The 23952-nt window shown below is 37.9% G+C and carries 17 protein-coding genes; 9 read left to right on the top strand and 8 right to left on the bottom strand.

The annotated features are described in order from the left end of the window. From ACWIT3_RS05135 to ttcA, 4 genes are all read right to left on the bottom strand, one after another. Window positions 1-347: hypothetical protein (locus tag ACWIT3_RS05135; protein ID WP_457161722.1), on the bottom strand; the 347-nt coding region annotated here is incomplete at its 3' end. Between the two features lie 1014 nt (window positions 348-1361). Next, window positions 1362-2195 (bottom strand): YadA-like family protein, encoded by an 834-nt coding sequence (locus ACWIT3_RS05130; protein WP_457161721.1) that lies wholly within the window; start codon window positions 2193-2195, stop codon window positions 1362-1364. Window positions 2196-2703: 508 nt separating this feature from the next. Beyond that, window positions 2704-3228, bottom strand: coding sequence for a peptide-methionine (S)-S-oxide reductase MsrA (msrA, locus tag ACWIT3_RS05125; RefSeq protein WP_457161720.1), 525 nt, complete (start codon window positions 3226-3228; stop codon window positions 2704-2706). A 71-nt stretch (window positions 3229-3299) separates the two neighbouring features. Continuing rightward, window positions 3300-4232 carry a tRNA 2-thiocytidine(32) synthetase TtcA gene (gene ttcA / locus ACWIT3_RS05120; RefSeq protein WP_457161719.1) on the bottom strand — a complete coding sequence of 311 codons (933 nt, stop codon included), beginning with the start codon at window positions 4230-4232 and terminating at the stop codon, window positions 3300-3302. A 188-nt stretch (window positions 4233-4420) separates the two neighbouring features. Here ttcA and mukF point away from each other — a divergent pair, with 188 nt between their 5' ends. From mukF to ACWIT3_RS05080, 8 genes are all read left to right on the top strand, one after another. Next, entirely contained in the window at window positions 4421-5746 is a 1326-nt protein-coding gene (mukF, locus tag ACWIT3_RS05115; protein ID WP_457161718.1) for a chromosome partition protein MukF, read from the top strand. 43 nt (window positions 5747-5789) lie between these two features. Then, window positions 5790-6515, top strand: coding sequence for a chromosome partition protein MukE (mukE, locus tag ACWIT3_RS05110; RefSeq protein ID WP_046338436.1), 726 nt, complete (start codon window positions 5790-5792; stop codon window positions 6513-6515). A 5-nt stretch (window positions 6516-6520) separates the two neighbouring features. Next, window positions 6521-11008 (top strand): chromosome partition protein MukB, encoded by a 4488-nt coding sequence (mukB, locus tag ACWIT3_RS05105; RefSeq protein WP_457161717.1) that lies wholly within the window; start codon window positions 6521-6523, stop codon window positions 11006-11008. A 140-nt stretch (window positions 11009-11148) separates the two neighbouring features. Further along, complete coding sequence (locus ACWIT3_RS05100; RefSeq protein ID WP_457161716.1) at window positions 11149-12018, top strand: EamA/RhaT family transporter; 870 nt, start codon at window positions 11149-11151, stop codon at window positions 12016-12018. A 100-nt stretch (window positions 12019-12118) separates the two neighbouring features. Continuing rightward, the gene (gene sbcB / locus ACWIT3_RS05095; RefSeq protein ID WP_457161715.1) at window positions 12119-13549 is read left to right on the top strand and encodes an exodeoxyribonuclease I; all 1431 of its coding nucleotides are present in this window, start codon (window positions 12119-12121) and stop codon (window positions 13547-13549) included. A gap of 925 nt (window positions 13550-14474) precedes the next feature. Then, entirely contained in the window at window positions 14475-14786 is a 312-nt protein-coding gene (locus tag ACWIT3_RS05090; RefSeq protein WP_457161714.1) for a DUF883 family protein, read from the top strand. Window positions 14787-14845: 59 nt separating this feature from the next. Then, on the top strand, window positions 14846-15253 hold the full coding sequence (locus tag ACWIT3_RS05085; RefSeq protein ID WP_457161713.1) for a phage holin family protein: 408 nt from the start codon (window positions 14846-14848) through the stop codon (window positions 15251-15253). After that, complete coding sequence (locus ACWIT3_RS05080; RefSeq protein ID WP_457161712.1) at window positions 15250-15528, top strand: hypothetical protein; 279 nt, start codon at window positions 15250-15252, stop codon at window positions 15526-15528. Before ACWIT3_RS05085 ends, ACWIT3_RS05080 begins: the two co-directional genes overlap by 4 nt. A gap of 78 nt (window positions 15529-15606) precedes the next feature. Here the strand turns inward: ACWIT3_RS05080 and topA are convergent, their stop codons facing one another. After that, window positions 15607-18213, bottom strand: a complete 2607-nt coding sequence (topA, locus tag ACWIT3_RS05075) for a type I DNA topoisomerase (RefSeq protein ID WP_457161711.1) — start codon at window positions 18211-18213, stop codon at window positions 15607-15609. Window positions 18214-18308: 95 nt separating this feature from the next. On the opposite strand from topA, the gene ACWIT3_RS05070 reads away from it, so the two are divergent. After that, window positions 18309-19211, top strand: a complete 903-nt coding sequence (locus ACWIT3_RS05070; RefSeq protein ID WP_457161710.1) for a LysR family transcriptional regulator — start codon at window positions 18309-18311, stop codon at window positions 19209-19211. A gap of 23 nt (window positions 19212-19234) precedes the next feature. On the opposite strand, the gene rnm is transcribed toward ACWIT3_RS05070, so the two are convergent. The 3 genes from rnm to pepN form a co-directional block, all read right to left on the bottom strand. Next, the gene (gene rnm, locus ACWIT3_RS05065) at window positions 19235-20059 is read right to left on the bottom strand and encodes an RNase RNM (protein WP_457161709.1); all 825 of its coding nucleotides are present in this window, start codon (window positions 20057-20059) and stop codon (window positions 19235-19237) included. A 71-nt stretch (window positions 20060-20130) separates the two neighbouring features. Continuing rightward, window positions 20131-21150, bottom strand: a complete 1020-nt coding sequence (gene pyrD / locus ACWIT3_RS05060; protein ID WP_457161708.1) for a quinone-dependent dihydroorotate dehydrogenase — start codon at window positions 21148-21150, stop codon at window positions 20131-20133. Between the two features lie 173 nt (window positions 21151-21323). After that, on the bottom strand, window positions 21324-23933 hold the full coding sequence (gene pepN, locus ACWIT3_RS05055; protein WP_457161707.1) for an aminopeptidase N: 2610 nt from the start codon (window positions 23931-23933) through the stop codon (window positions 21324-21326). Window positions 23934-23952 lie beyond the last annotated feature (19 nt).

Below are 23952 nucleotides of genomic sequence, written 5' to 3'. Positions count from 1 at the left end.
TTGTTGGTCGCAATGTCTGCTTTGTTGGTCGCAATATCTGCTTTGTTGGTCGCAATATCTGCTTTAGCCGCGTCTAAATCACTTTGATTCGCTTTTTTAGCTAATTCACCATCTACATAAGTCTTATCCGCTTTACTGTCTTGTAGTTCTTGTATTCTTGTTGTGTGTATATTAATAGTCGCAGTATTAGCTTTTATTCCCGCAGTATTCGCTTCAATTGCAGCGGTATTTGCCTTAATTCCTGCAGTATTTGCTGCTATTGCTGGATCACTTGCTAATGCAGAATTGGCTACAACACCAGATACAAATAAGGCGATTAAACTGGTTTTTAAAGTTTGACTTTTCATATTTAGACCCTCGTAACTATATTTAAATAAATAGATTTACAACTGCCATTTGATCAAACTACGATCAGTTTGTGATCACTATGTGATCAATTACACCTTATTATAACAATGGTTTTTTTGTCAAATGATTTTTGTGTAATTTCAACAAAATTTTTGATAATCATGTAAATGATTGTTTTTATTTTATTTTTAATTTTTGACAATAGGAAAAAATGCTTGCTTTTAGTAGGAATATCTTCTTATAATGGAGTATTAAACTACTCACTTGTACTAGTGAAATGAGCAGCATCAAAAAGGCAATCAAATACAAAAAAGGGGACTTAGATGATGTGAAAATAAGTGATGTTTTTTTACATTTTCCCCATATTGAATGACGTATCTCAAATACCCTACGGGTACCCACCAAATGATAATAAAAAAAGAAAAAGCATAGAGTAAAACGTTTCTTCCATTCTGAATAGAATGTTGACATTCTTGACGATGAAATTTGTTAATAGAAAGGAGAAAAAATGAGAAACTATGAAGAAAATGCACTTTCTTCTCTTTCAATTCATATTAATAAATTCAAATATAATAAAAATACAATATTATTAATTTTAAATATTATAAAAATTAAATGTAATTAATCCATTTTTGTTTTCCTTCTTTTTGATATTTAATCACATGGAATGATGAATATTAAGCCGCGTGGTCGATAACATGTTATTCAGTTATCCCAATAAGGCATTAGATTATTATGCCAACGTTCTTAACGGAAATAGTATTTCCTCATTTAATTTTTCGATTTGAATAAAAATTTAGGGGGAGAAAAGAAACCAACTTATTCATTATGCTTACTGAGGAGAGGATAAGAAAAATACATGATTGGTATTGTGTTACCTTATGGTTTAAAGTCAATTTATTGATCACATAAAATAACAGATAAGATATTCTTTTGAGTGGATAGATTTTTTTCATTAAAAAAGAGCCACATTCCGCGTGGCTCTTTTTCCTTAAAATAGAGTAGGGTTAACCTTAAAACTCGTAATTAACACCGACATTATATGCCATGCCGCCACCGTTTGTGGAGACGCCAGCTTTTGCGGCGACTTTCTCGTTAAAGCGATATCCCATACCAACAGCAACCGCGGAGCGATCACGGTAGCCACCCACTGCTGCGCTTACGTTGAATTTACCAACGTTATATGGCTGGAATAAACCTGATAAAGCAGCTTGTGTCGCGAGACCATCTTTCAGTTCTAGATGTAAATAGTCTACACGGCGGTCAAGAATTTCAATATTGGCACGGTTTTCAAGAATGGCTTTTTCGTGAATACGCAATGCACTTTCATGAATATCTAACACACTCTTGTGCTGTCTGAGCGCAGTTTCATGGATATCTAAGACTCCTTTATGATCTCTTAACGCCTTTTCGTGTGTATCTAATGTGCCTTTATGTTCTTTGATTGCGGTTTCGTGCGTATCTAATGTACTTTTGTGTTCTCTGATGGCTGTCTCGTGTGTGTCTAATGCCCCTTTATGCTCTTTAATTGCTTTTTCGTGGGTATCTAACGCACCTTTGTGCTCTTTAATTGCTTTTTCATGAGCATCTAATACTTTTTTATGTGCATTGATCGCATTTTCATGGGTATTCAATACATTTTTTTGAGCATTAATCGCATTTTCATGAGTATTCAATACATTTTTTTGCGCATTAATTGCTTTTTCATGGGTATCTAAGACTTTTTTATGTGCATTGATTGCATCTTCATGTAATTGAATGGTTGCATTATTTGCAATGGCAGAAGTGGAAAGAGCGGAAGAGACTAACAATGCGGCTAGACTTGCTTTTAAAATATCCTTTTTCATATAAAAACCTTATTTTTTAGTATTACATCTTATTTACTGCTGTATATTGGGCGAGAATCAAACTATTTTTGATAATTTTTTGATCTGCTCGCGGGTATTATTATCATTCTTATTTTGATGTCAATTTTTTTATAAAAAATGGAAATTTAATATTAAAAAATGATAACTAGATCACAATTTAATCATTTAGAAATTAAAATAAAATATGATTTTAATTATGTTTATTTTTTAATCTGATCAAATATCATTCTATATTAGAATAAAATAAATACACTTTTGGATTAAAATATAATCGCAAAAGAATTTGAATATATTATTAACAAGCGCTTGATGGGGGAAATTAAAGAACAAATATTATTCAAAATAAGATTTAAATATAATCAAAAATAGATTTAAAAATGAACATTAATGGTTTTATCCATTTAAAATATTAAATATAATAAAAGAAAAACGCCACCTTGCTTATCTTAAGGCGACGTTTTTATTGAAAGGGTAGGTTTGCGAAAAATTATTTCCAGATTTCTTCAAACTTGACTTTGGCTTTTAAGAATTTAGGCGTTGCAACAAGGTTACAATAGGTGTTTTGTGGGTTTTGTAATAGGTAGCCTTGATGGTATTCTTCTGCAGAGTAGAACGTTTTTGCAGGCAGCACTTCCGTCACAATTTTTTCTGAAAAGTGCGGTTGTAATTCTGCAATTTTTTGTTCAGCAAGGGCTTTTTGTTCCTCAGTTAAATAGTAAACGCCACTGCGGTATTGCGTACCAATATCCTCACCTTGACGGTTTAACTGTGTCGGATTATGAATAGAAAAGAAAATTTCTAATAATTTTTCATAGTTAATTACTGATTCATCAAATTCGACTTTCACCGCTTCTGCGTGGCCTGTTTCGCCTGTGCAGACTTCTTTATAAGTTGGGTGTTCAGTCGTGCCATTAATGTAACCTGAGGTGGCTTTTTCCACACCTTTAATTTGATTGAAGACAGCTTCGACGCACCAGAAACAGCCACCTGCAAAAATTGCTTGTTGAGTCATATTTTTTCCTTCTTGTTGATGTTCTTGTTTATTTTGTCGTTTTAATCGCTTTATTCTTACACAATATCCTGTTATTGAACGTGTTTAATTTGGATCAGTTCATTTTCTGAGAAGTGTTGTTCTTCTTCATCAAACACGACAGGTGCCGAAAAGTCTGGTTTATCAAATGCGATATCGCCTTCAATATTCTCTAAAATTTGACCGCGCTTGATGTCTTTAAAATTAAACAGAGTTGTGTCACATAAATGAGAAGGCACAATATTTTGCATGGCACTAAACATGGTTTCAATACGCCCTGGATATTGGCGATCCCATGTTTGTAGCATGTCTTTGACCACTTGGCGTTGTAAATTCGGCTGCGAGCCGCAAAGGTTACAAGGAATAATTGGGAACTGTTTTGCCGTAGCATATTTTTCAATATCTTTTTCTTTGCAATAGGCGAGGGGGCGAATCACAATTTGTTTTCCGTCATCGCTAATTAATTTAGGAGGCATACTTTTTAATTTACCGCCATAGAACATATTTAAGAATAAGGTTTCTAACATATCGTCACGGTGATGACCTAACGCGATTTTAGTTGCCCCTAATTCTGTTGCCGTGCGGTATAAAATGCCCCGTCTTAAACGTGAACAAAGTGAACAGGTGGTTTTGCCTTCTGGAATTTTTTCTTTCACGATACCATAAGTGTTTTCTTCAACGATTTTATAATCAACACCAATACTGGCTAAATATTCAGGCAAAATATGTTCAGGGAAACCTGGTTGTTTTTGATCCAAGTTAACCGCCACAATATCGAAATGGATTGGAGCATTTAAACGTAAATTTAATAAAATATCCAATAAAGTATAGCTGTCTTTTCCGCCTGAAAGGCAAACCATCACTTTGTCGCCATCTTCAATCATATTGAAATCCGCAATGGCATTGCCAACATTGCGGCGTAAGCGTTTTTGTAACTTATTAAAATTGTAAGTTTGTTTTTTATCTTGTTGAGTTGTTTCTGTCATTCTCTTTATTCGTCATTCGTTAAAGTCTGCGTATAGTAAGGCTTAATCAGGATTTTTCCAATAAAAATTCGTTAAGGCAGGAGGTTACGGTGGATTTTTTGTGAGTTTCTTCACTGTTAGAATGGACAAAATCCTGTATAATCAATCCAATTTTTTTGCGTAATTTATCCCCGTTGTGAGACTTTTTAATGCTTGAAACATCACAAACCATTCCCGAGTTGGTTTCTTGGGCAAGAGAGCGTGAGTTTTCTTTGAATTTATCGACTGAACGTTTAGCTTTTTTGTTAGCCATTGCGATTTATAATAATGAACGTCTTGATGGTGAGATGTTAGAGGCTGATTTAGTCGATATTTTTCGCCATATTTCGAGTGCCTTTGAGCAGTCCTCTGAAACCATTTCTACCCGTGCCAACAATGCGATCAATGAGCTGGTGAAACAGCGTTTTTTAAACCGTTTTAGTAGTGAGTTTACCGAAGGGTTATCGATCTATCGCTTAACACCATTAGGGGTGGGCGTGTCCGATTATTACATTCGCCAGCGTGAATTTTCTGCCTTGCGTTTATCTGTTCAACTTTCAATTGTGGCAGATGAAATTCAACGTGCATCCGAAGCGGCAGAAGAAGGCGGCGATGAACATCACTGGCGCCGTAATGTATTCGCCCCTTTAAAATATTCTGTGGCAGAGATTTTTGACAGTATCGATTTATCTCAACGTGTGATGGATGAAAATCAGCACAGTATTAAAGAAGAAATTGCTGAATTATTGACAAAAGATTGGCAAGCCGCGATTGCAAGCTGTGAACGTTTATTAGATGAAACATCAGGCAATCTACGTGAATTACAAGACACGTTAAATGCAGCAGGGGATAAATTACAAGCGCAATTATTACGTATTCAAGATTGTGTGATCGGTCAGGAAAATTTGTATTTTGTGGAACAATTAATTACCGATTTACAATCAAAACTTGACCGTATTATCAGTTGGGGTCAGCAAGCGATTGATTTATGGATTGGCTACGATCGCCACGTGCATAAATTTATTCGTACCGCAATTGATATGGATAAAAACCGCGTGTTTTCACAACGCCTACGTAATTCTATTCATCATTATTTTGATCAGCCTTGGTTTTTATGGACGGCGCAAGCAGAGCGCTTAGTGGATTTACGTGATGAAGAATTAGCATTGCGCGAGGAAGATGCCTTAGGTGAATTGCCAGAAGCATTGCAATATGAATCTCTGGCGGATTTACACGATCAAATCGTGGAACATATGCAAGGCTTATTAATTGATTATCGAGAGCATAACCGCCCAATTAATTTAAGTTTAGTGTTAAAAGAACAATTAGAACATTACCCTGTCACAAAACATTTCGATGTAGCACGAATTATCGTTGATCAAGCCGTCCGTTTAGGTTTGGCAAAAGATGATTTAAGTGGTGTTTATCCGCATTGGGAGCCAATCAACCAACGTGGCGCGGAAGTGCAGGCTCATCCAATTGATGAGTATAAATAAGTGCGGTAAGTTTTAGCGAAATTTTATCAATAGAGAACAAACCATGACAGACAATCTTCAAGATCTTATTCCAACTAAATTGGCAGCGGCGATTGCCAATCCGCTCTTTCCTGCTGTGGATAGCCAATTGCGTTCAGGCAGACACATTAGTCTTGATCAATTAGACAATCACGCATTTTTAATGGATTTCCAAGGTGAACTGGATACGTTTTACCGCCGTTATAATGTGGAGCTGATTCGTGCGCCAGAAGGTTTTTTCTATTTGCGTCCAAAAGCAACGACACTGATCGCGCGTTCTGTGCTGACTGAGCTTGAAATGTTAGTGGGCAAAGTGCTGTGTTATCTCTATTTAAGCCCTGAGCGTTTGGCCCAGCAAGGCATTTTCAGCACGCAAGAAGTGTATGATGAATTATTAAATTTGGCGGATGAAAACAAACTCTTAAAAGCAGTCAATCAACGTTCTTCGGGTTCTGACTTAGATAAACAAAAATTAGCAGAAAAAGTGCGTGCAGCATTAAGCCGTTTACGTCGTTTAGGTATGATTCATACGGTTGGCGAGCAAAATAGCGGTAAATTTACGATTTCAGAATCGGTCTTCCGTTTTGGTGCAGAAGTGCGTTCAGGCGATGACCCACGAGAAGCACAATTACGCTTAATTCGTGACGGGGAAGCCGCAACACCAGACTCTTTAGCATTAGAACGCCAAGCTAACGCAGAAAGTGCGGTCGAAAATGAAGAAATTGAAGATGAATTAGATGATGAGGAATAAAGAGAATGTCTGAAGAATTAGCCCTTGAAAACATCGAACAAGCAGAATCTGTTGTTCCTCAAACTGCCTTTAACCAAGCTCACCATGTGCCGCGTGGTAAATTCCGTTCATTAACCTTAATTAATTGGAACGGTTTTTTTGCACGTACTTTTGATTTAGATGAATTAGTGACAACACTTTCTGGGGGGAATGGTGCGGGGAAATCGACCACAATGGCAGGCTTTGTAACTGCATTGATTCCTGATTTGACGTTATTACATTTCCGTAACACCACCGAAGCAGGCGCAACTAGCGGTTCACGTGATAAAGGATTGCACGGTAAATTACGTCCAGGTGTGTGTTATGCGGCATTAGATACGATCAACTCGCGCAATCAACGTGTTATCGTGGGTGCACGACTACAACAAGTGGCAGGGCGTGACAAAAAAGTTGATATCAAAACGTTCTCCATTCAAGGTTTAGCCTTATCTGAAAATCCAACGACTGTTTTCACTGAAATTGTCGGTGAACGCCAAGCACGTGTGCTTTCATTAAATGAATTAAAAGACAAAATGGAGCAGGCGGGCGCACAATTTAAGCAATATCATTCGATTACGGATTATCACGGAATGATGTTTGATTTGGGGATTATTCCTAAACGCCTGCGTTCCTCTTCTGACCGTAGTAAATTCTATAAATTGATTGAGGCTTCTCTTTACGGTGGTATTTCAAGTGCGATTACCCGTTCTTTACGTGACTATTTATTGCCGGAAAACTTAGGCGTGCGTAAAGCGTTCCAAGATATGGAAAGCGCATTGCGTGAAAACCGTATGACTTTAGAAGCGATCAAAGTGACTCAATCTGATCGTGATTTATTCAAACATTTAATTACTGAAACCACCAACTATGTGGCCTCAGACTATATGCGTAATGCCAATGAACGTCGTGGCAATATCGAAAGTGCGGTGCGTTTTCGCCAAGATTGGTATAAAGCCAAAGCAGAACAACGTTTTTCTCAACAACGTTTAGTTGAGTTAAGTCGTGAATTGGCAGAGCTCACAGAAAATGAAAAAACATTAGAAGTGGATCACCAAAGTGCAGTTGATCACTTAAATTTGGTGCTTAATGCGTTACGTCATCAAGAAAAAATCTCACGTTATCAAGAAGATGTTACGGAAATTGTCGAGCGTTTAGAAGAACAAAAAATCGTTGTTGAAACCGCAAATGAGCATTTAGAAGAAGCACAAGTGCAAGTTGAACAAACCGAGCAAGAAGTGGATCAAATTCGTGCGCAATTAGCGGATTATCAACAAGCATTAGATGCGCAACAAACCCGTGCATTGCAATATCAACAAGCGATTGCAGCACTTGAAAAAGCAAAAACCTTATGTGGTTTAGCAGATTTAAGTGTCAAAAATATTGATGCGTATCACGAGGAATTTGAAGCGCATGCAGAAAGTTTGACGGAACAAGTGCTTGAACTTGAACATAAAATGTCAATTTCTGAGGCAGCAAAAACTCAATTCGACAAAGCCTATCAGCTTGTATGTAAAGTGGCGGGAGAAATTCCTCGTTCGGCTGCATTTGAGCAAGCAAAAGAATTGTTACGTGAATATCCAAGTCAAAAAGTACAAGCCCAACAAACTCCACAATTGCGTGCTAAGTTACACGAACTTGAACAACGTTATGCTCAGCAACAAAGTGCGGTGCGTTTATTAAAAGATTTTAATCAACGTGCAAACTTAGATTTAGCGACTGCAGACGAGTTAGAGGAATATCACGCAGAACAAGAAGCGCTATTGGAAGATGTGAGTGCAGAATTGTCCGAGCAAGTGGAACAACGCTCAACATTACGTCAAAAACGCGAACAATTGACCGCACTTTATAACGAAAATGCACAAAAAGCGCCAGCTTGGTTGACTGCACAATCTGCACTTGAACGCTTACAAGAACAAAGCGGACAGATGTTTGCAGATGGCCAAGATGTGATGAATTTTATGCAAGCGCAATTGGTAAAAGAGCGTGAATTGACTATTGAGCGTGATCAATTAGAACAAAAACGCCAACAGTTAGAAGCGCAAGTTTCACGTTTAAGCCAACCAGATGGTTCAGAAGATGCACGTTTGAATGTACTTGCAGAACGTTTTGGTGGTGTGTTGCTTTCAGAACTTTATGATGATGTGCCAATTGAAGATGCGCCTTATTTCTCTGCACTTTATGGCCCAGCACGCCACGCAATTGTGGTGCGTGATTTAGAAACCGTCAAAGCACAATTAGAACAGTTAGAAGATTGCCCAGATGATCTCTATTTAATTGAGGGTGACCCAGCGGCATTTGATGACAGTGTGCTGTCTGCACAAGAACTTGCGCACGGTGTAGTTGTACAAGTGTCTGAACGTGAATTGCGCTATTCAAAATTCCCTGAAATTCCATTATTTGGACGTGCAGCACGTGAGAAATATTTAGAAGAATTACAAGTTCAACGCGATGAAGTGGCAGAGCAGTATGCACAACGTGCATTTGATGTACAAAAATGTCAGCGTCTACACGAACATTTTGGTCAATTCGTAGGCTTACATCTTGCATTAGCTTTCCAGCCAAACCCAGAAGAATTAATGGCGGAAATTAGTCAACAACGTAATGAAATTGAGCGTGAATTAAATAACTTCAGCACAACTGAACAGCAATTACGCCTGCAATTAGACAGTGCAAAAGAGAAAATGCAACTGTTGAATAAAATTCTACCGCAGTTAGCATTGCTTGCTGATGAAAGTTTAATTGATCGTATTGAAGAATGTCGTGAGCAATTAGACATTGCAGAGCAAGATGAGTTATTTATTCGTCAATACGGCGCGACGTTGTCACAATTAGAACCGATTGCGAATACCTTACAAAGCGATCCAGAAAATTATGAACGCTTAAAAGCGGATTATGAGCAAGCTATTTCTCAACAAAAACAAGTTCAACAACGCTTATTTGCGTTGGCTGATGTAGTACAGCGTAAACCGCATTTTGCTTATGAAGAACGTGTTCAATCTGAAACCTCAGAATTAAACGAACAATTACGTGCACGACTAGAGGAAATGCAGCAACAGCGTGAACTTCAACGTGAACAGCTACGCCAAAAACAAGTGCAATATAGTAATTACAACCGCGTATATATTGAGCTACAAACGTCATTCAACAACAAAAATCAAATGTTACAAGAGTTGTTGCAAGAAGTTGGTGAGTTAGGTGTGAGAGCCGATGAAGGTGCAGAGGAGCGTGCAAAACAACGCCGTGATGAATTACATCAATTATTATCAACGAGCCGAACTCGCCGTTCACAAGTCGAAAAACAATTAACTTTAATTGAGAGTGAAGCAAATGGCTTAGCCGCGCGTATTCGTAAAGCAGAGCGTGACTACAAAACACAGCGTGAATTAGTAGTTGCTGCAAAAGTGAGCTGGTGTGTGGTGATGCGTTTATCTCGTGGTAGCGATGTGGAAAAACGTTTAAATCGTCGTGAGTTTGCTTATTTATCTGCGGATGAATTACGTTCAATGTCGGATAAGGCATTGGGTGCATTGCGTACTGCCGTGGCTGACAATGAATACTTACGCGATAGCCTACGCTTATCAGAAGATAACCGTAAGCCAGAAAATAAAGTCCGTTTCTTTATTGCTGTGTATCAACATTTACGTGAGCGTATTCGTCAAGACATCATTAAAACCGATGATCCAATCGATGCAATTGAGCAAATGGAAATTGAGTTATCTCGTTTAACCGATGAATTGACACGCCGTGAGCAAAAATTGGCGATCAGTTCTGAAAGTGTGGCGAACATTATGCGTAAGACCATTCAACGTGAACAAAACCGTATTCGTATGTTGAACCAGGGCTTACAAAATATTGCCTTTGGTCAGGTGAAATCGGTGCGTTTAGTAGTGAATATTCGTGACACCCATGCAATGTTGCTGGATGCGTTATCAGGTACACAAGAAGACTATCAAGATCTCTTCACGGATAATCGAATGACCTTCTCAGAAGCCATTGCGAAACTTTATCAACGTTTGAATCCGCATATTGATATGGGACAACGTACAGCACAAACCATTGGTGAAGAATTGCTTGATTATCGTAATTATCTCGATCTTGAAGTGGAAGTGTATCGTGGTGCAGATGGTTGGTTGCGTGCAGAAAGTGGCGCATTATCAACGGGTGAAGCGATCGGTACAGGTATGTCAATCTTGCTAATGGTGGTACAAAGCTGGGAAGAAGAATCTCGCCGTATTCGTGGTAAAGATATTGTGCCTTGTCGCTTATTATTCTTAGACGAGGCGGCACGTTTAGATGCGAAATCCATTTCAACCTTGTTTGAATTGTGTGAGCGTTTAGATATGCAATTACTTATCGCCGCGCCTGAAAATATCAGCCCAGAAAAAGGAACAACCTATAAACTGGTGCGTAAAATTGCTGGCAACCAAGAACACGTTCACGTGGTTGGTTTGCGTGGATTTGGTGCAACAGCGTAGTTAAAAACAAGAAAAAGTGCGGTCAAAATATTAAAAGTTTTGACCGCACTTTTGTTTGAAATCGCGTGGATATATGATTTCTATCTCTGAGGGAAAAGATTATAATCATCCCCTCTTAACATTTTTTAAAGGAAGTAAAAATGCACAATCTTATTATTGCTGTTCTGTGTAGTGTCGCGGTTTCAGTTTTACTGAAAGTTGCGCGTCAAAAAAATATTGTTATACAACAAGCCATCGCATTCAATTACATTGTGGCTCTTGGGTTGTCTTATTTCTTACTCAAACCTGATTTTAAAGGATTAGGTTTCACCGAGTTCGTGGTGCAAAGTGAAAATGCGCCCGTGTTTTTTGCATTGGGTATTTTATTGCCGACGGTGTTTATCATTATGTCGAAAGCAGTTGAGTTTGCGGGCATTGTTCGTTCCGATGCAGCCCAACGCTTATCGTTATTTTTGCCTATCGTTGCTGCCTTTTTAATTTTCGGTGAACAACTAAGCCAAGCTCGTTTAATTGGCATTATTTTGGCATTCGTGGCGTTGTTCTGTTTATTAAATAAACCGATAGATACAGAGAACAATGTCAAAGGTATGATCGGACTTATTTTAGTTTGGTTTGGTTACGGCATTATTGATATTCTATTTAAACAAGTCGCGAAAAGTGGCGGCGCATTCCCAGCAACGTTATTTATTTCTTTTGTGTTAGCGGCTTGTGTGATGTTTGGTTATTTATTGCTTAAACGTGAAGTGTTTACAGTGCCAAGCTTTGTGGGCGGAATTATTCTCGGCGGTTTAAACTTTATGAATATTCTGTTCTATATTAAAGCGCACCAAAGTTTCAGCGAAAATCCAACATTAGTTTTTGCGGGAATGAATATCGGTGTAATTTGTTTAGGGACAATTACTGGTGCGTTAGTGTTTAAAGAAAAAATAAGCAAAATCAATGGAGTAGGGGTAGCTATTGGCATTTCAGCTATTTTCTGCTTATTCTATTTAGATAAAATCATCAATTAACCCTCAAATTTATGATAAGAGCCGCACAAAAGTGCGGTTTCTTTTTTCTCAATTTTCTCGGTTGTGTTAAAATCGCTTTTATTTTCAATTGAGTTTTCCTATGTCCACAACAGGTGATTTCAGCTTTTTTATTTACGATTATGAAAGTTTTGGCGTCAATCCAGCCTCCGATCGTCCTGCCCAATTTGCTGGTATTCGTACTGATATTGACTTCAATATTATTGGCGAACCCGTCATGTTGTATTGCAAGCAAACTAACGATTATTTGCCTGCGCCAGAAGCTGTTTTAGTGACGGGTATTACACCACAAGAATGTAATGAAAAGGGGATTGCTGAACCCGAATTTGCTGAGCGAATTTTGAAAGAATTTAGCCAGCCAAATACTTGTGTAATGGGATTTAACAATATTCGTTATGATGATGAAATGGCCCGTTATACGTTTTACCGTAATTTTATTGACCCTTATGAATACAGTTGGAAAAACGGCAATTCGCGTTGGGATTTGTTAGATCTTGTACGTGCTTGTTATGCACTTCGTCCTGATGGCATTAATTGGGCTTATGATGAGGACGGCATGCCATCATTTCGCCTGGAAAAATTAACGCAAGCAAACGGCATAGAGCATAGTAATGCGCACGATGCCATGGCGGATGTTTATGCAACGATTGCAATGGCAAAACTGATCAAAGAAAAACAACCAAAACTCTTTCAGTTCTTCTTTGAAAATCGTGGTAAAAAAGAAATTGAAAACTTAATTGATGTGACAAATATGACGCCTTTAGTCCATGTGTCAGGGATGTTGGGCAATTATCGTGGCAATACCGCTTGGGTTGCGCCAATAGTATGGCATCCTACAAATAAAAATGCCGTGATTGTTTGTGACTTGTCAGCCAATCTCGATAATTTATTGACAAAAAGTGCGGATGAATTACGTCAGAATTTATACACGCCCAAAACAGAACTTTTAGAGAAAGGAATTTTGCCTGTTCCATTAAAACTGGTTCACATCAATAAATGTCCAATTTTGGCGCCTGCTAAAGTGTTATTACCAGAGAATGCGCAACGCTTAGGAATTGATAGAGCATTCTGCTTGCAAAATCTACAACGTTTAAAAAACTCCGCCAATATTCGTGACATTGTCACAGATATTTTTACCAATGAAGATAAGGTGTTTGAACCGAGTTTAAATGTAGAAACTGAATTGTATAGTGGATTCTTTGACTTTAGCGATAAAAACAATATGGCGATTTTGAGAACCTTACCAGCAGATAAACTTGCTGATCATGGTTTAGCATTCAAAGATAAACGTATCCCTGAATTATTATTTCATTATCGAGCAAGACATTATTTCGGTACATTAACACGTGCAGAGCAAATCAAATGGCAAAAATACCGCCATAAGAAACTCGATCAAAGTGCGGTCGAATTTGAACAAAGTTTGCAGCGTCTAATTGAAGAGAATCAAAACCATCCAGAGAATTTGGAGTTATTACAGAAAGTTTATGAATATGGTGCAAAATTATTGGCATAAACAGTGATAACGCTAAATAATCCAATATATTTATTCACATAACATCTTAGATTTTACGTAGCGCAATCAATATAAATAAAGCTATAACGAAAGAAACGTTACGGCTTTTTTATTTTCTTTTAACCCCTAAAAAACAAATCTATATTTAACTTTAGCTTACATTTTGAATTTATCAGGGTATAAGTACATGAAAACATCTGTGACAAGGCTTACGAATAGCTGATTGAGTCTTGGTTAACTAGTAAATGTGACTTGTGTATAACTGTGTGATTTATTTAATCCGTAGTTTCCGCTAACCTGATAACTAATTTCGCATAATGTATATTATGTTAAATTAAATGGTGATGTGACGTAGTGTCGATATGCTCGTTACTCTCTTCTAATAAAATGAGATATGCAGACATATTTTGTAATATATGAAGGGATGATATGAAGGAACAAAAAGATTATTTTGTGATTGGTATCACATGCTCTTCTTTATCTATTTCATTCAGGACAGGAATAATCGTAAAAAATAATAAGCAGCCTTAATGGTCATCCTTAAAATATTTTGATAACGCTACGTAAAATCTGATACATAAATCGAATTATCCTACATCAGATTTTAAAATCTGAATTTAGAATAACACCATCCATTTTGTGACGTTGTAGCAAAAAATATATTGAATGTTAAAAAGATGTTCTGTTTTATGCTTTTAATCGAATATATTGATATTGTTGTGTGACGTGTAATGAAGAGTGACCATCACAAAAATGGATTAAAACATGCAAGTGAATACATGCCCTATTTCACAAAACGGTTCCTCTTTTAGCATATTTTTTATTCTGTTAATTTGACATTCTGTCCAAAATCAGTTTAGTATGAAAAGGTCTAACACACTTTTGAGTTAGATCATTCCTTAAAAATTAATGGAGGTATTTATAAATGAGTAAAGAATTCGATAAAAAACGTGATGAGTTATTAAGCGAGATCCGTGATATCTTAGATAATGCCGAAGCACTTTTCGATGAAAAATCTAAAGCGGGTGCTGATGAACTTAAAAAACTGAAATCGAATCTTGATTCACGCGTTTCTACATTACAGAAACAGTTTGGTTCATTAAAAGAGGATGCAGTAGCAGGAACAAAAGAAGTTATCAAGCAAACTGATGAATTAGTGCAAGATAACCCTTATAAAGCAATTGGTGTTGCTGGAGTGATTGGTTTATTGTTAGGTGTCTTAATCTCGAAGAGATAAGTCTTTACCACTGTAAAAGGCTACACATTGTAGCCTTTTCTTGTAATTTAGGACGATAAATGCAAATTTTACAGAAAATTAAAAATATTACGTTAACTTCCCTGGAACTTGTTCAGGTTCGTTTAGACATGGCGAGAGTTGAACTTATTCAACAGAAGAATTTTCTCGTAACTTTATTAACTGCATTATTCTTAATCTTAATTTTATTATTAGTTTCATTTATCAGTTTATTGTTTGGCTTAAATAGTATCATTGACCCCGAGATTAAACATCTGGTTTTCTTTGGTATTAGTGCAGGTGCTTTCTTCATTATTTTGATTTTGTTGCTTGTGATGCGTAATACTGTAGCGAAACAGCGTAATTTCATGGTGACTACCCTAACTGAAATTAAAGGCGATATTCAAGCATTAAAAGGGGCATTGGGTGTTCAAGCCAAGAAAGAACATAACGATACGGAGCTTTTATGAAAACAGAATTGGATGAAGAAAAAGAATTATTAATGATGAAAGGTGATGCTTTGCGTATGAAACTTTATGGATTAAGTAAAAAGCCTAAACCAGATAATTCGTCTTTTTTGACAGATTCTGTGGCACAAATCGCCTCTTCACTAAATCGACCTGTTGTACGTTCTCTTGCTGTTTCTCTTTTGAGTAAAAAACTGTTGAGCTCAAAATTCTTAGCCTATTCAGCATTAGGTGCAGCGGCGTTGTTCTTATTAAGTAAGGGCGATAAAACAGAATAAACAATAGGCTGAGATCAGCGCATTGAGCAAAAAGAAAAAAGGCTAGTAACATATCTAGCCTTTTTTATGATGAGAATGTTATTTTTTTCTTTCTACCCATTGATTATCAAGATAATCAACAATCCATTTTGTTGCTTTACCATTCTTTTCTGACGTCACATATTGGCGTTTTTCTTTACGGCTAAAACGGACAATCGCTTCATTGCCTTCTGGGTCTTGTTGTGGAGCATCCGCTAAATAACGTAATTTTTCAGGTAAACGATCACGATACAATGCTAATTCAGCCACTTTAGGTGCGCGTGTTTCACGAGATTTCGGGAAATTATGTGCAGACATAAATACACCACTTGCCCCATCACGCAACACAAAATATGCATCAGATTTCTCACATTTTAATTCAGGGAAATGCGTGGGTTCTTCTTTCGGTGGCGCAACTTCCCCATTTTTCAAGACCTTACGTGTGTTATCACAGCTTGTACACCCCATATATTTGCCGAAGCGGCCGAGTTTTAAGTGCATATCAGAACCACATTTATCGCATTCTACGATTGGGCCATCATAGCCTTTAATTTTAAAACTCCCCTGCTCTAATACATAACCATCGCAATTTGGATTATTGCCACAAATATGAATTTTACGTTGTGGATCAATAATATAGCTGTCCATAGCAGTACTGCATTTTGGACAACGTTTACGCTCCATTAATGCTTTTGTTTCAGATGCATCGTCTAGTACATTCAACAATTCCGCTTCAGGAATCAAATTCACAGTGGTTTTACAACGCTCTTTTGGTGGTAACGCATAGCCAGAACAACCTAAAAATACGCCTGTGCTTGCTGTACGAATTGCCATTTTACGCCCACATGTTGGGCAATCTAAATCTGTTGGTACTAAGCTATTTGGTTTCATTCCGCCTTCAAGCTCATCTAATTCTGCTTGAGTTAACTTTTCGGAAAAATCTTTAAAGAATTGATTGAGCTCGGTTTTCCAATCTTTCTGACCATTTGCAATTTGGTCTAAAACATCTTCCATATTGGCAGTAAAGTCATAGTTCATTAAATCAGCAAATGAGTGATTTAAGCGATCAGTAACAATTTCCCCCATTTTCTCAGCATAAAAACGGCGGTTTTCCACACGCACATAGCCACGCTCTTGAATGGTCGAAATAATTGCCGCATAAGTCGATGGACGACCAATGCCACGTTTTTCTAATTCTTTAACTAACGCGGCCTCACTGAAACGCGCAGGCGGTTTGGTGAAATGTTGTTCGGGTAACACTTCTTTTAAATTCAATTTATCGTTAACAGAGACATTTGGTAGTACTTGGTCTTCCGCACTTTTACTCATTGCAGGCAATACTTTTGTCCAACCGTCAAAACGTAAAATACGCCCTTTCGCTTTTAATTCATAATCTCCCGCTTTTACTGTCAGCGTTGTGCTGTCATATTGTGCTGCAGGCATTTGGCAAGCGACAAATTGGCGCCAAATTAAGTCATATAAACGAATCGCATCTTTTTCCATACCAACCAAGCTCTCTGCCGATGTATTCACATCAGAAGGGCGAATCGCTTCGTGCGCTTCTTGAGCATTATCTTTACTTGAGTAGAAATTCGGTTTTGCTGGCAAATAGTGGTCGCCATAATGTGACTCAATATAACCACGCACCATATTTAAGGCATCTTGGCTTAAATTAGTTGAATCGGTACGCATGTAAGTGATGTAACCTGCTTCATATAAGCGTTGCGCTAACATCATGGTTTTCTTCACGCCAAAGCCTAAACGTGTACTTGCCGTTTGTTGTAAAGTTGAGGTAATAAAAGGTGCTTTTGGTTTAGAGCTTGTCGGTTTGGTTTCTAATTCTGAAACAACATAATCCGATTTTTGTAAGAAATCGACCGCACTTTGAGCATCTTTCTCATTTTTAGGATCAAATTTCTTACCTTTAAATTGGGTCACTTCTAAGCGAAGTTCGTCTTTTACTTGAGTTTGAGTAAGAACATCGACTTCCCAATATTCTTCTGGTTGGAAAGCTTTAATTTCACGCTCACGTTCTACCAGAAGTTTTACTGCAACAGATTGCACACGACCAGCAGATAAGCCACGCGCCACTTTTTTCCACAATAATGGCGATACCATAAAGCCCACAACACGGTCTAAGAAACGACGGGTTTGCTGTGCATTTACGCGATCTAAATTAAGATGTTCGGGATTATCAAATGCTTGTTTAATTGCATTTTTAGTAATCTCATTGAACACCACGCGACTGAAACGCGAATCATCACCACCGATCACTTCGCGTAAATGCCATGCGATCGCTTCTCCTTCTCTATCCAAGTCGGTTGCGAGATAAATGTGATCTGCTTTTTTAGCGAGTGATTTGAGTTCCGAAACCACTTTTTCTTTACCAGGTAAAATTTGATAATTGGCTTTCCATTGATGATAAGGATCAATGCCCATCCGTTTTACCAGTGCATTGCGCTCTTTTTCTTCTTTAATTCTGGTTTTTTCTTCTACACTTAATCCTTTTGTTGAGGTCGGTTTTGCTTTTTCACCTGAACTGGTGCCGACTGCTGGTAGATCACGAATATGACCAACACTGGATTTGACCACATAATCACTACCCAGATATTTATTTATCGTCTTTGCTTTTGCAGGCGACTCGACAATCACTAAGGATTTACTCATTCTATTACCCAATTTACTCAAATTTATATAAAATAGTGGCTATATTGCTAACTATCTGCGATAAGGTCAACTCTTTTTTTTAAAAAGGTCTATAAATGGATAAACTCAATGCAATTTCGGTTTTCTGTAAAGTGGTTGAAACTCAGAGCTTTACGCAAGCAGCCGCACAACAAAATATATCAGTTGCGATGGCAAGTAAATTGGTTTCGCAGTTAGAAGAACAACTCAAAACACGTTTATTACAACGTACAACTAGGAAAATTTCCCCAACAGAAGCGGGACTCCTCTATTATCAACATTGCAAACCCATTTTAGTTGAATTAGAAGATGCGGAATCCAGTATCAGTAACTTATCCACATCATTACAAGGAACACTAACCGTTTCCGTTCCTCGTGATTTTGGTTTACTTTTTATTACGCCTAATCTATCGAAATTTATTCAGACGCATCCCAATTTACATATGGAAATTGAATTTAATGATCGCCTCGTCGATTTGGTTGCAGAAGGCTATGATATTGCGTTAAGAATTGGTGCACTCCAAGACAGCTCTCTCGTTGCGAAACGCATTGCGTCTGTTTCTACTCTCTTGGTCGCGTCACCTGCGTATTTGGCTAAACATGGAACCCCAACTTCACCAGAGGCACTTCAACACCACGATTGTCTTTTATATAAGGCAGCAGGGAACCAAATTTATTGGGAATTTTATAACGGTAAACATCTCCAGCGGTTAAAAATGCGATCAAAATTAGTCTGCAATAATGGCTTAACGTTAGCAGAACTCGCCAAATCGGGTTTAGGGATTATCAATACGCCACGTTTTTTTGTAGAACAAGCATTACGCAATGGTGAGCTCGTTGAAATCTTGCCAGAATATCATCAGCAAAAATTAGATATACATCTGGTTTATCCTCATCGTCGGCATTTGCCTGCAAAAACAAAAGCCTTTATCACTTTCATTCAAGAATTAAGACTTTGTGAAACAGAAAATAACAGTTAAGGGGTTGGTGCATTACATCATGGTTAAAGGTGCAACCAAATTGGCTCACAATGTTCTGGTAAAATAAGCGACTGTCCTAACTCAATCCATCCACAAGGGAAATGGAAATCTGACCCCACTGAGCTTAATAAGTGACTTTCCTTTGCCCATTTCGCTAATAATAAGCGTTGATCTTTTGTTTGCCCACAGCCCGCTACTTCTATCGCATCACCATCCCATTGTTTAAAATCTGCGATCAGTTTTTTCACCCATTTCGCCGTCATTGTATAACGTAATGGATGTGCTAATACCGCGAATCCCCCCGCTTGATGAATGGTCTCAATGGCTGTTGGAATATCACACCATTGTGCTTTTACATAGCACGATTTACCTTGCGATAGATATTTCTTGAATGCCTGATTTTCGTTAGCTACTTTACCAATTTGCACTAATAAACGGGCATAATGTGCACGCGTAACCTCACCTGTTGCTAATTTTTTCGCTTCTTCAAAGGCATTTTGCACACCAACTTTCGCGAGTTTTTCACCAATTCCCACCGCTCTTTGATGACGTAATTCTGCTTGTCGGTTCAAAAGTGCGGTCATTTTTTCACAATTTTCATCAAAACCTAAGCCAACAATATGGATAGCTCGATTTTCCCAATTTGTTGAAATCTCTACGCCCGTAATTAATTGAATACCTTGTTGGCTTGCGGCTTGTTTTGCTTCAGCGATGCCTGAAATCGTATCGTGATCGGTGAGCGCTAAAACATTCACGCCTTTTTCCGCAGCTCTGTTCACAACGGCTGTAGGAGATAGCATACCGTCAGAGGCTGTACTGTGGCAATGCAAGTCATAAATTGTTGTCATGTTCTATTCCTAAATAAAAAGTGCGGTTATTTTTCAAAAATTTTCCGCACTTTATGAATAACTGGGGAGCATTATTTGATGGCTTCGACCAGTTGTTTAATTAAGTTTGGCCCGTGATAAATCAAGCCAGAATAAAGTTGCAACAACTCTGCCCCAGCATTGATTTTTTCTTTGGCATTTTGCACGCCATCAATTCCGCCACTGCCAATAATTGGAATATTGCCTTTCAATTCTTGATGTAAACGCGCGATGATTTCGGTGCTTTTATGCTGTAATGGTTTTCCGCTTAATCCACCTTGTTGTTCGGCATTTTTAAGACCGTTCACCGTATCACGAGAAATCGTCGTATTGGTTGCAATCACACCATCCATTTTGTGACGTTGTAGCGTATCAGCGATTTGTATCAACTCTGCTTCGGTTAAATCTGGTGCAATTTTCACCGCAATTGGCACATATTTATTATATTGTTGAGTTAAAATTTGCTGTCTTTCTTTTACGCCTTGCAATAAATCGTCTAATGCATCGCCATATTGTAACTGACGTAAACCAGGTGAGTTTGGTGAAGAAATGTTGATTGTGATGTAATCTGCGTAGTTATAAGCTTTATTTAAGCAGAAAATATAATCCGCTTTGCCGTTTTCGACGCTAGTAAACGTATTTTTACCAATATTAATGCCTAAAATACCGTCGTATTTTGCTTGTTTGACATTTTCAATCAGATAATCAATGCCGTAATTATTGAAACCGTTACGGTTAATAATGCCCTCTGCTTCAGGTAAGCGAAATTGGCGAGGTTTCGGATTGCCGTCTTGCGCCAATGGCGTCACTGTACCGACTTCAATAAAACCAAAACCCATTGCAGCAAAACCGTCAATCGCGTCACCGTTTTTATCCGCGCCTGCAGCCAAACCAATCGGATTTTTAAACTGCAATCCCATTACTGTTCTTGGTGAGCCTGTTGGGCAAGCTAGCATCATTTTTAAAACGGGATTTAAAGGAGATTTTCCAATAACTTTTAAAGTTTGAATAGTAAGATCGTGTGCTTTTTCAGCATCAAGGGAAAAAAGTGCCTTGCGGACTAATGAATACATACTCGTTTATCTCTCTGGATAGTTTAACTGTGAATACGCACTGAATTATACGCTTTTCAACATAAAAAGTAATGAAAAAATTCTATTATTTTGAGTTAATTAAGTGAGAAACGGATAATAAAAAAGTGCGGTCAAAATTTTACTTTTTTAACCGCACTTTTTATTGCTATGAATTATTGCAAGGCTTTTTCGATTTTTTCGTATAAATCACGAGACACATTTTCGACTTCGCTGATACGCTCTAAACCACGTTTCATCAAGGTTTGACGCTGACCATCATAACGAGAGAAACGAATTAATGGCTCAATTAAACGAGAAGCCACTTGCGGGTTGCTTTCATTTAAACGGATAAGAATATCGGTCAAGAAACGGTAGCCTGAACCGTCAATGGCGTGGAATGCTTTGAGGTTTTGATTTGCGAAACTGCCGACTAATGAACGTAAACGGTTCGGGTTATTAAAGTTGAAACTTGGGTGATCCATTAATTTCATTACATTTAATAACACATCTTCATCTGGACGGGTTGCTTGTAATGCAAACCATTTATCCATTACTAAGCCATCGTGCTGCCATTTGCTTTCAAAATCTGCTAATAGCGCATCACGACAAGGCAATTGTGCTTTGGTTGCTGCACTTAATGCTGCTAATGTGTCTGTCATATTGTTCGCATAGCTATAATGTTTGTTCACAACATTGTTGCCGACAGTGGTATAAGCTAAGTAGCTCACACACAGATTACGCAGACCACGCAATGCAATATCTTCTGCAGTCACACGATATTCATCTAAACGAATTTCGTTATACACTTTCAATAGTGTTTGTTTGAGGCTTTCTGCAATGGTGCGCACCATAAAATCACGCACTAATGTCATTCCCTCTGGGTCGATAGTTTTGAATAGCTCTGCAAATTCAGTAACTTTCGGTAAAGTAAGAATTAAGGTGGTAAGTTCTGGGTTTTGCTGATAATTGTCTAACACTTGATACAACTCTGCTAAGATTTCAGCTGAAAACTCAAGTGTTTTACCTTGTTGGTGACGGGTTAAGTTACGACGTAACTCCATCGCATAAAGCATTTGTGCAACGTCCCAACGAACAAAGTGATTTTCAGCGTGACGAAGTAAAGTTACTAATTGTGCAGTGCTGTATTCATAATTTAATTTCACAGGCGCAGAAAAATCACAAAGCAATGCAGGCACTGGCTTGCTCTTAATGTTGGTAAAGGTGAAAGTCTGCTCTGCTTGTTTCACATCTAAAACTGGATTAACCGCTTCGCCCTCATTTTCTAATGCGAATGGCGTGCCAGATTTATCATATAAAGCAATTTTTAATGGAATGTGTAAGTTCACTTTTTCCATTTGATCTGCTGTTGGCGGTGTCATTTGCGAAACGTGTAAAGAATAGACCGCACTTTGCTCGTCATAGCTATCAGAAATTGTTAATTCTGGCGTACCCGATTGACTATACCAATGACGGAACTGCGTTAAATCAATGCCTGATGCACGTTCCATCGCAGAAACAAAGTTTTCACAAGTTGCGGCTTTACCGTCCTGTTCTTCCACATAAAGACGCATACCTTTTTGGAAACCTTCTTCACCTAATAAGGTATGCATCATACGAATCACTTCCGCCCCTTTTTCATAGACTGTCATCGTATAGAAGTTATTCATTTCAATGACTTTTTCTGGGCGAATTGGGTGTGACATTGGGCTTGCATCTTCGGCAAATTGTGCAGTACGCAATAAACGCACATCTTCGATACGTTTGCCTGAGCGAGACCATAAATCAGAGGTGAATTCCTGATCGCGGAAAACTGTTAGACCTTCCTTCAAACTGAGCTGGAACCAGTCACGACAAGTAATACGGTTACCTGTCCAGTTGTGGAAATATTCGTGAGCGATTACGCTTTCAACCGCTAAATAATCTTCATCAGTGGCTGTTTGTGGATTGGCGAGCACAAATTTTGAGTTAAAAATATTTAACCCTTTGTTTTCCATTGCGCCCATATTGAAGAAATCTACCGCCACGATCATATAAATGTCTAAGTCGTATTCTAAACCAAAGCGATCTTCGTCCCATTTCATAGAACGTTTTAAGCTTTGCATTGCCCAATCAGCACGATCTAAATTGCCACGGTCAACATAAAGTTCAAGTGCAACTTCACGTCCACTTTTCGTGATAAAGGTGTCTTTTAATAGATCAAAATCCCCTGCCACTAAAGCAAATAAATAGCTTGGTTTCGGGAATGGGTCATTCCATTCAACCCAATGGCGACCATCTGGCAAATCACCGCTCGCAATACGGTTACCATTTGATAATAAATAAGGGTATTTGCTTTTTTCTGCTGTAATTTTTGTGGTATAGCGAGCAAGCACATCTGGACGGTCGAGCATATACGTGATTTGACGGAAACCTTCTGCCTCACATTGTGTACAAATGCCCTCACCTGATTGATATAAGCCTTGTAATGACGTATTTTTCTCAGGTTGTAAGATTGTCACAATCTCTAATTCAAACTGATTGTCTTTTAATTGGCTTAAATCTAAGGTTAAATTTTCGCTATCTTGCTTAAATTGTTTGAAATCTTTGCCATTTAATTTAATGGTCGAAAATTGGAAACTATGACCATCTAAACGTAATGTTTTTGCTTCTGAATTTAAACGCTCATATTGGCTAGTTGCGGTAACGATTGTTTTCTTAGGATTGAGTTGAAAATCAAGGAAAATATTGCTGACAGTGAAATCAGGCGCTTTATAATCTTTTCTATATTTTGCTTTAGCTTGCATAAAAAAACCTATTTCTTTT

It is taken from the genome of Pasteurella sp. P03HT (assembly GCF_054052285.1).
The sequence above is the reverse complement of the archived record's forward strand: the minus strand, read 5'-3'. Positions and strand labels throughout refer to the sequence as shown.

Coding starts and splice junctions, on each gene's coding strand:
- mukF (WP_457161718.1), top strand. CDS start 4,421: ATGCTTGAAACATCACAAACCATTCCCGAGTTGGTTTCTTGGGCAAGA.
- topA (WP_457161711.1), bottom strand. CDS start 18,213: ATGAGTAAATCCTTAGTGATTGTCGAGTCGCCTGCAAAAGCAAAGACG.
- ACWIT3_RS05085 (WP_457161713.1), top strand. CDS start 14,846: ATGCAAATTTTACAGAAAATTAAAAATATTACGTTAACTTCCCTGGAA.
- msrA (WP_457161720.1), bottom strand. CDS start 3,228: ATGACTCAACAAGCAATTTTTGCAGGTGGCTGTTTCTGGTGCGTCGAA.
- pyrD (WP_457161708.1), bottom strand. CDS start 21,150: ATGTATTCATTAGTCCGCAAGGCACTTTTTTCCCTTGATGCTGAAAAA.
- ttcA (WP_457161719.1), bottom strand. CDS start 4,232: ATGACAGAAACAACTCAACAAGATAAAAAACAAACTTACAATTTTAAT.
- ACWIT3_RS05090 (WP_457161714.1), top strand. CDS start 14,475: ATGAGTAAAGAATTCGATAAAAAACGTGATGAGTTATTAAGCGAGATC.
- ACWIT3_RS05070 (WP_457161710.1), top strand. CDS start 18,309: ATGGATAAACTCAATGCAATTTCGGTTTTCTGTAAAGTGGTTGAAACT.
- sbcB (WP_457161715.1), top strand. CDS start 12,119: ATGTCCACAACAGGTGATTTCAGCTTTTTTATTTACGATTATGAAAGT.
- ACWIT3_RS05080 (WP_457161712.1), top strand. CDS start 15,250: ATGAAAACAGAATTGGATGAAGAAAAAGAATTATTAATGATGAAAGGT.
- mukE (WP_046338436.1), top strand. CDS start 5,790: ATGACAGACAATCTTCAAGATCTTATTCCAACTAAATTGGCAGCGGCG.
- mukB (WP_457161717.1), top strand. CDS start 6,521: ATGTCTGAAGAATTAGCCCTTGAAAACATCGAACAAGCAGAATCTGTT.
- rnm (WP_457161709.1), bottom strand. CDS start 20,059: ATGACAACAATTTATGACTTGCATTGCCACAGTACAGCCTCTGACGGT.
- pepN (WP_457161707.1), bottom strand. CDS start 23,933: ATGCAAGCTAAAGCAAAATATAGAAAAGATTATAAAGCGCCTGATTTC.
- ACWIT3_RS05130 (WP_457161721.1), bottom strand. CDS start 2,195: ATGAAAAAGGATATTTTAAAAGCAAGTCTAGCCGCATTGTTAGTCTCT.
- ACWIT3_RS05100 (WP_457161716.1), top strand. CDS start 11,149: ATGCACAATCTTATTATTGCTGTTCTGTGTAGTGTCGCGGTTTCAGTT.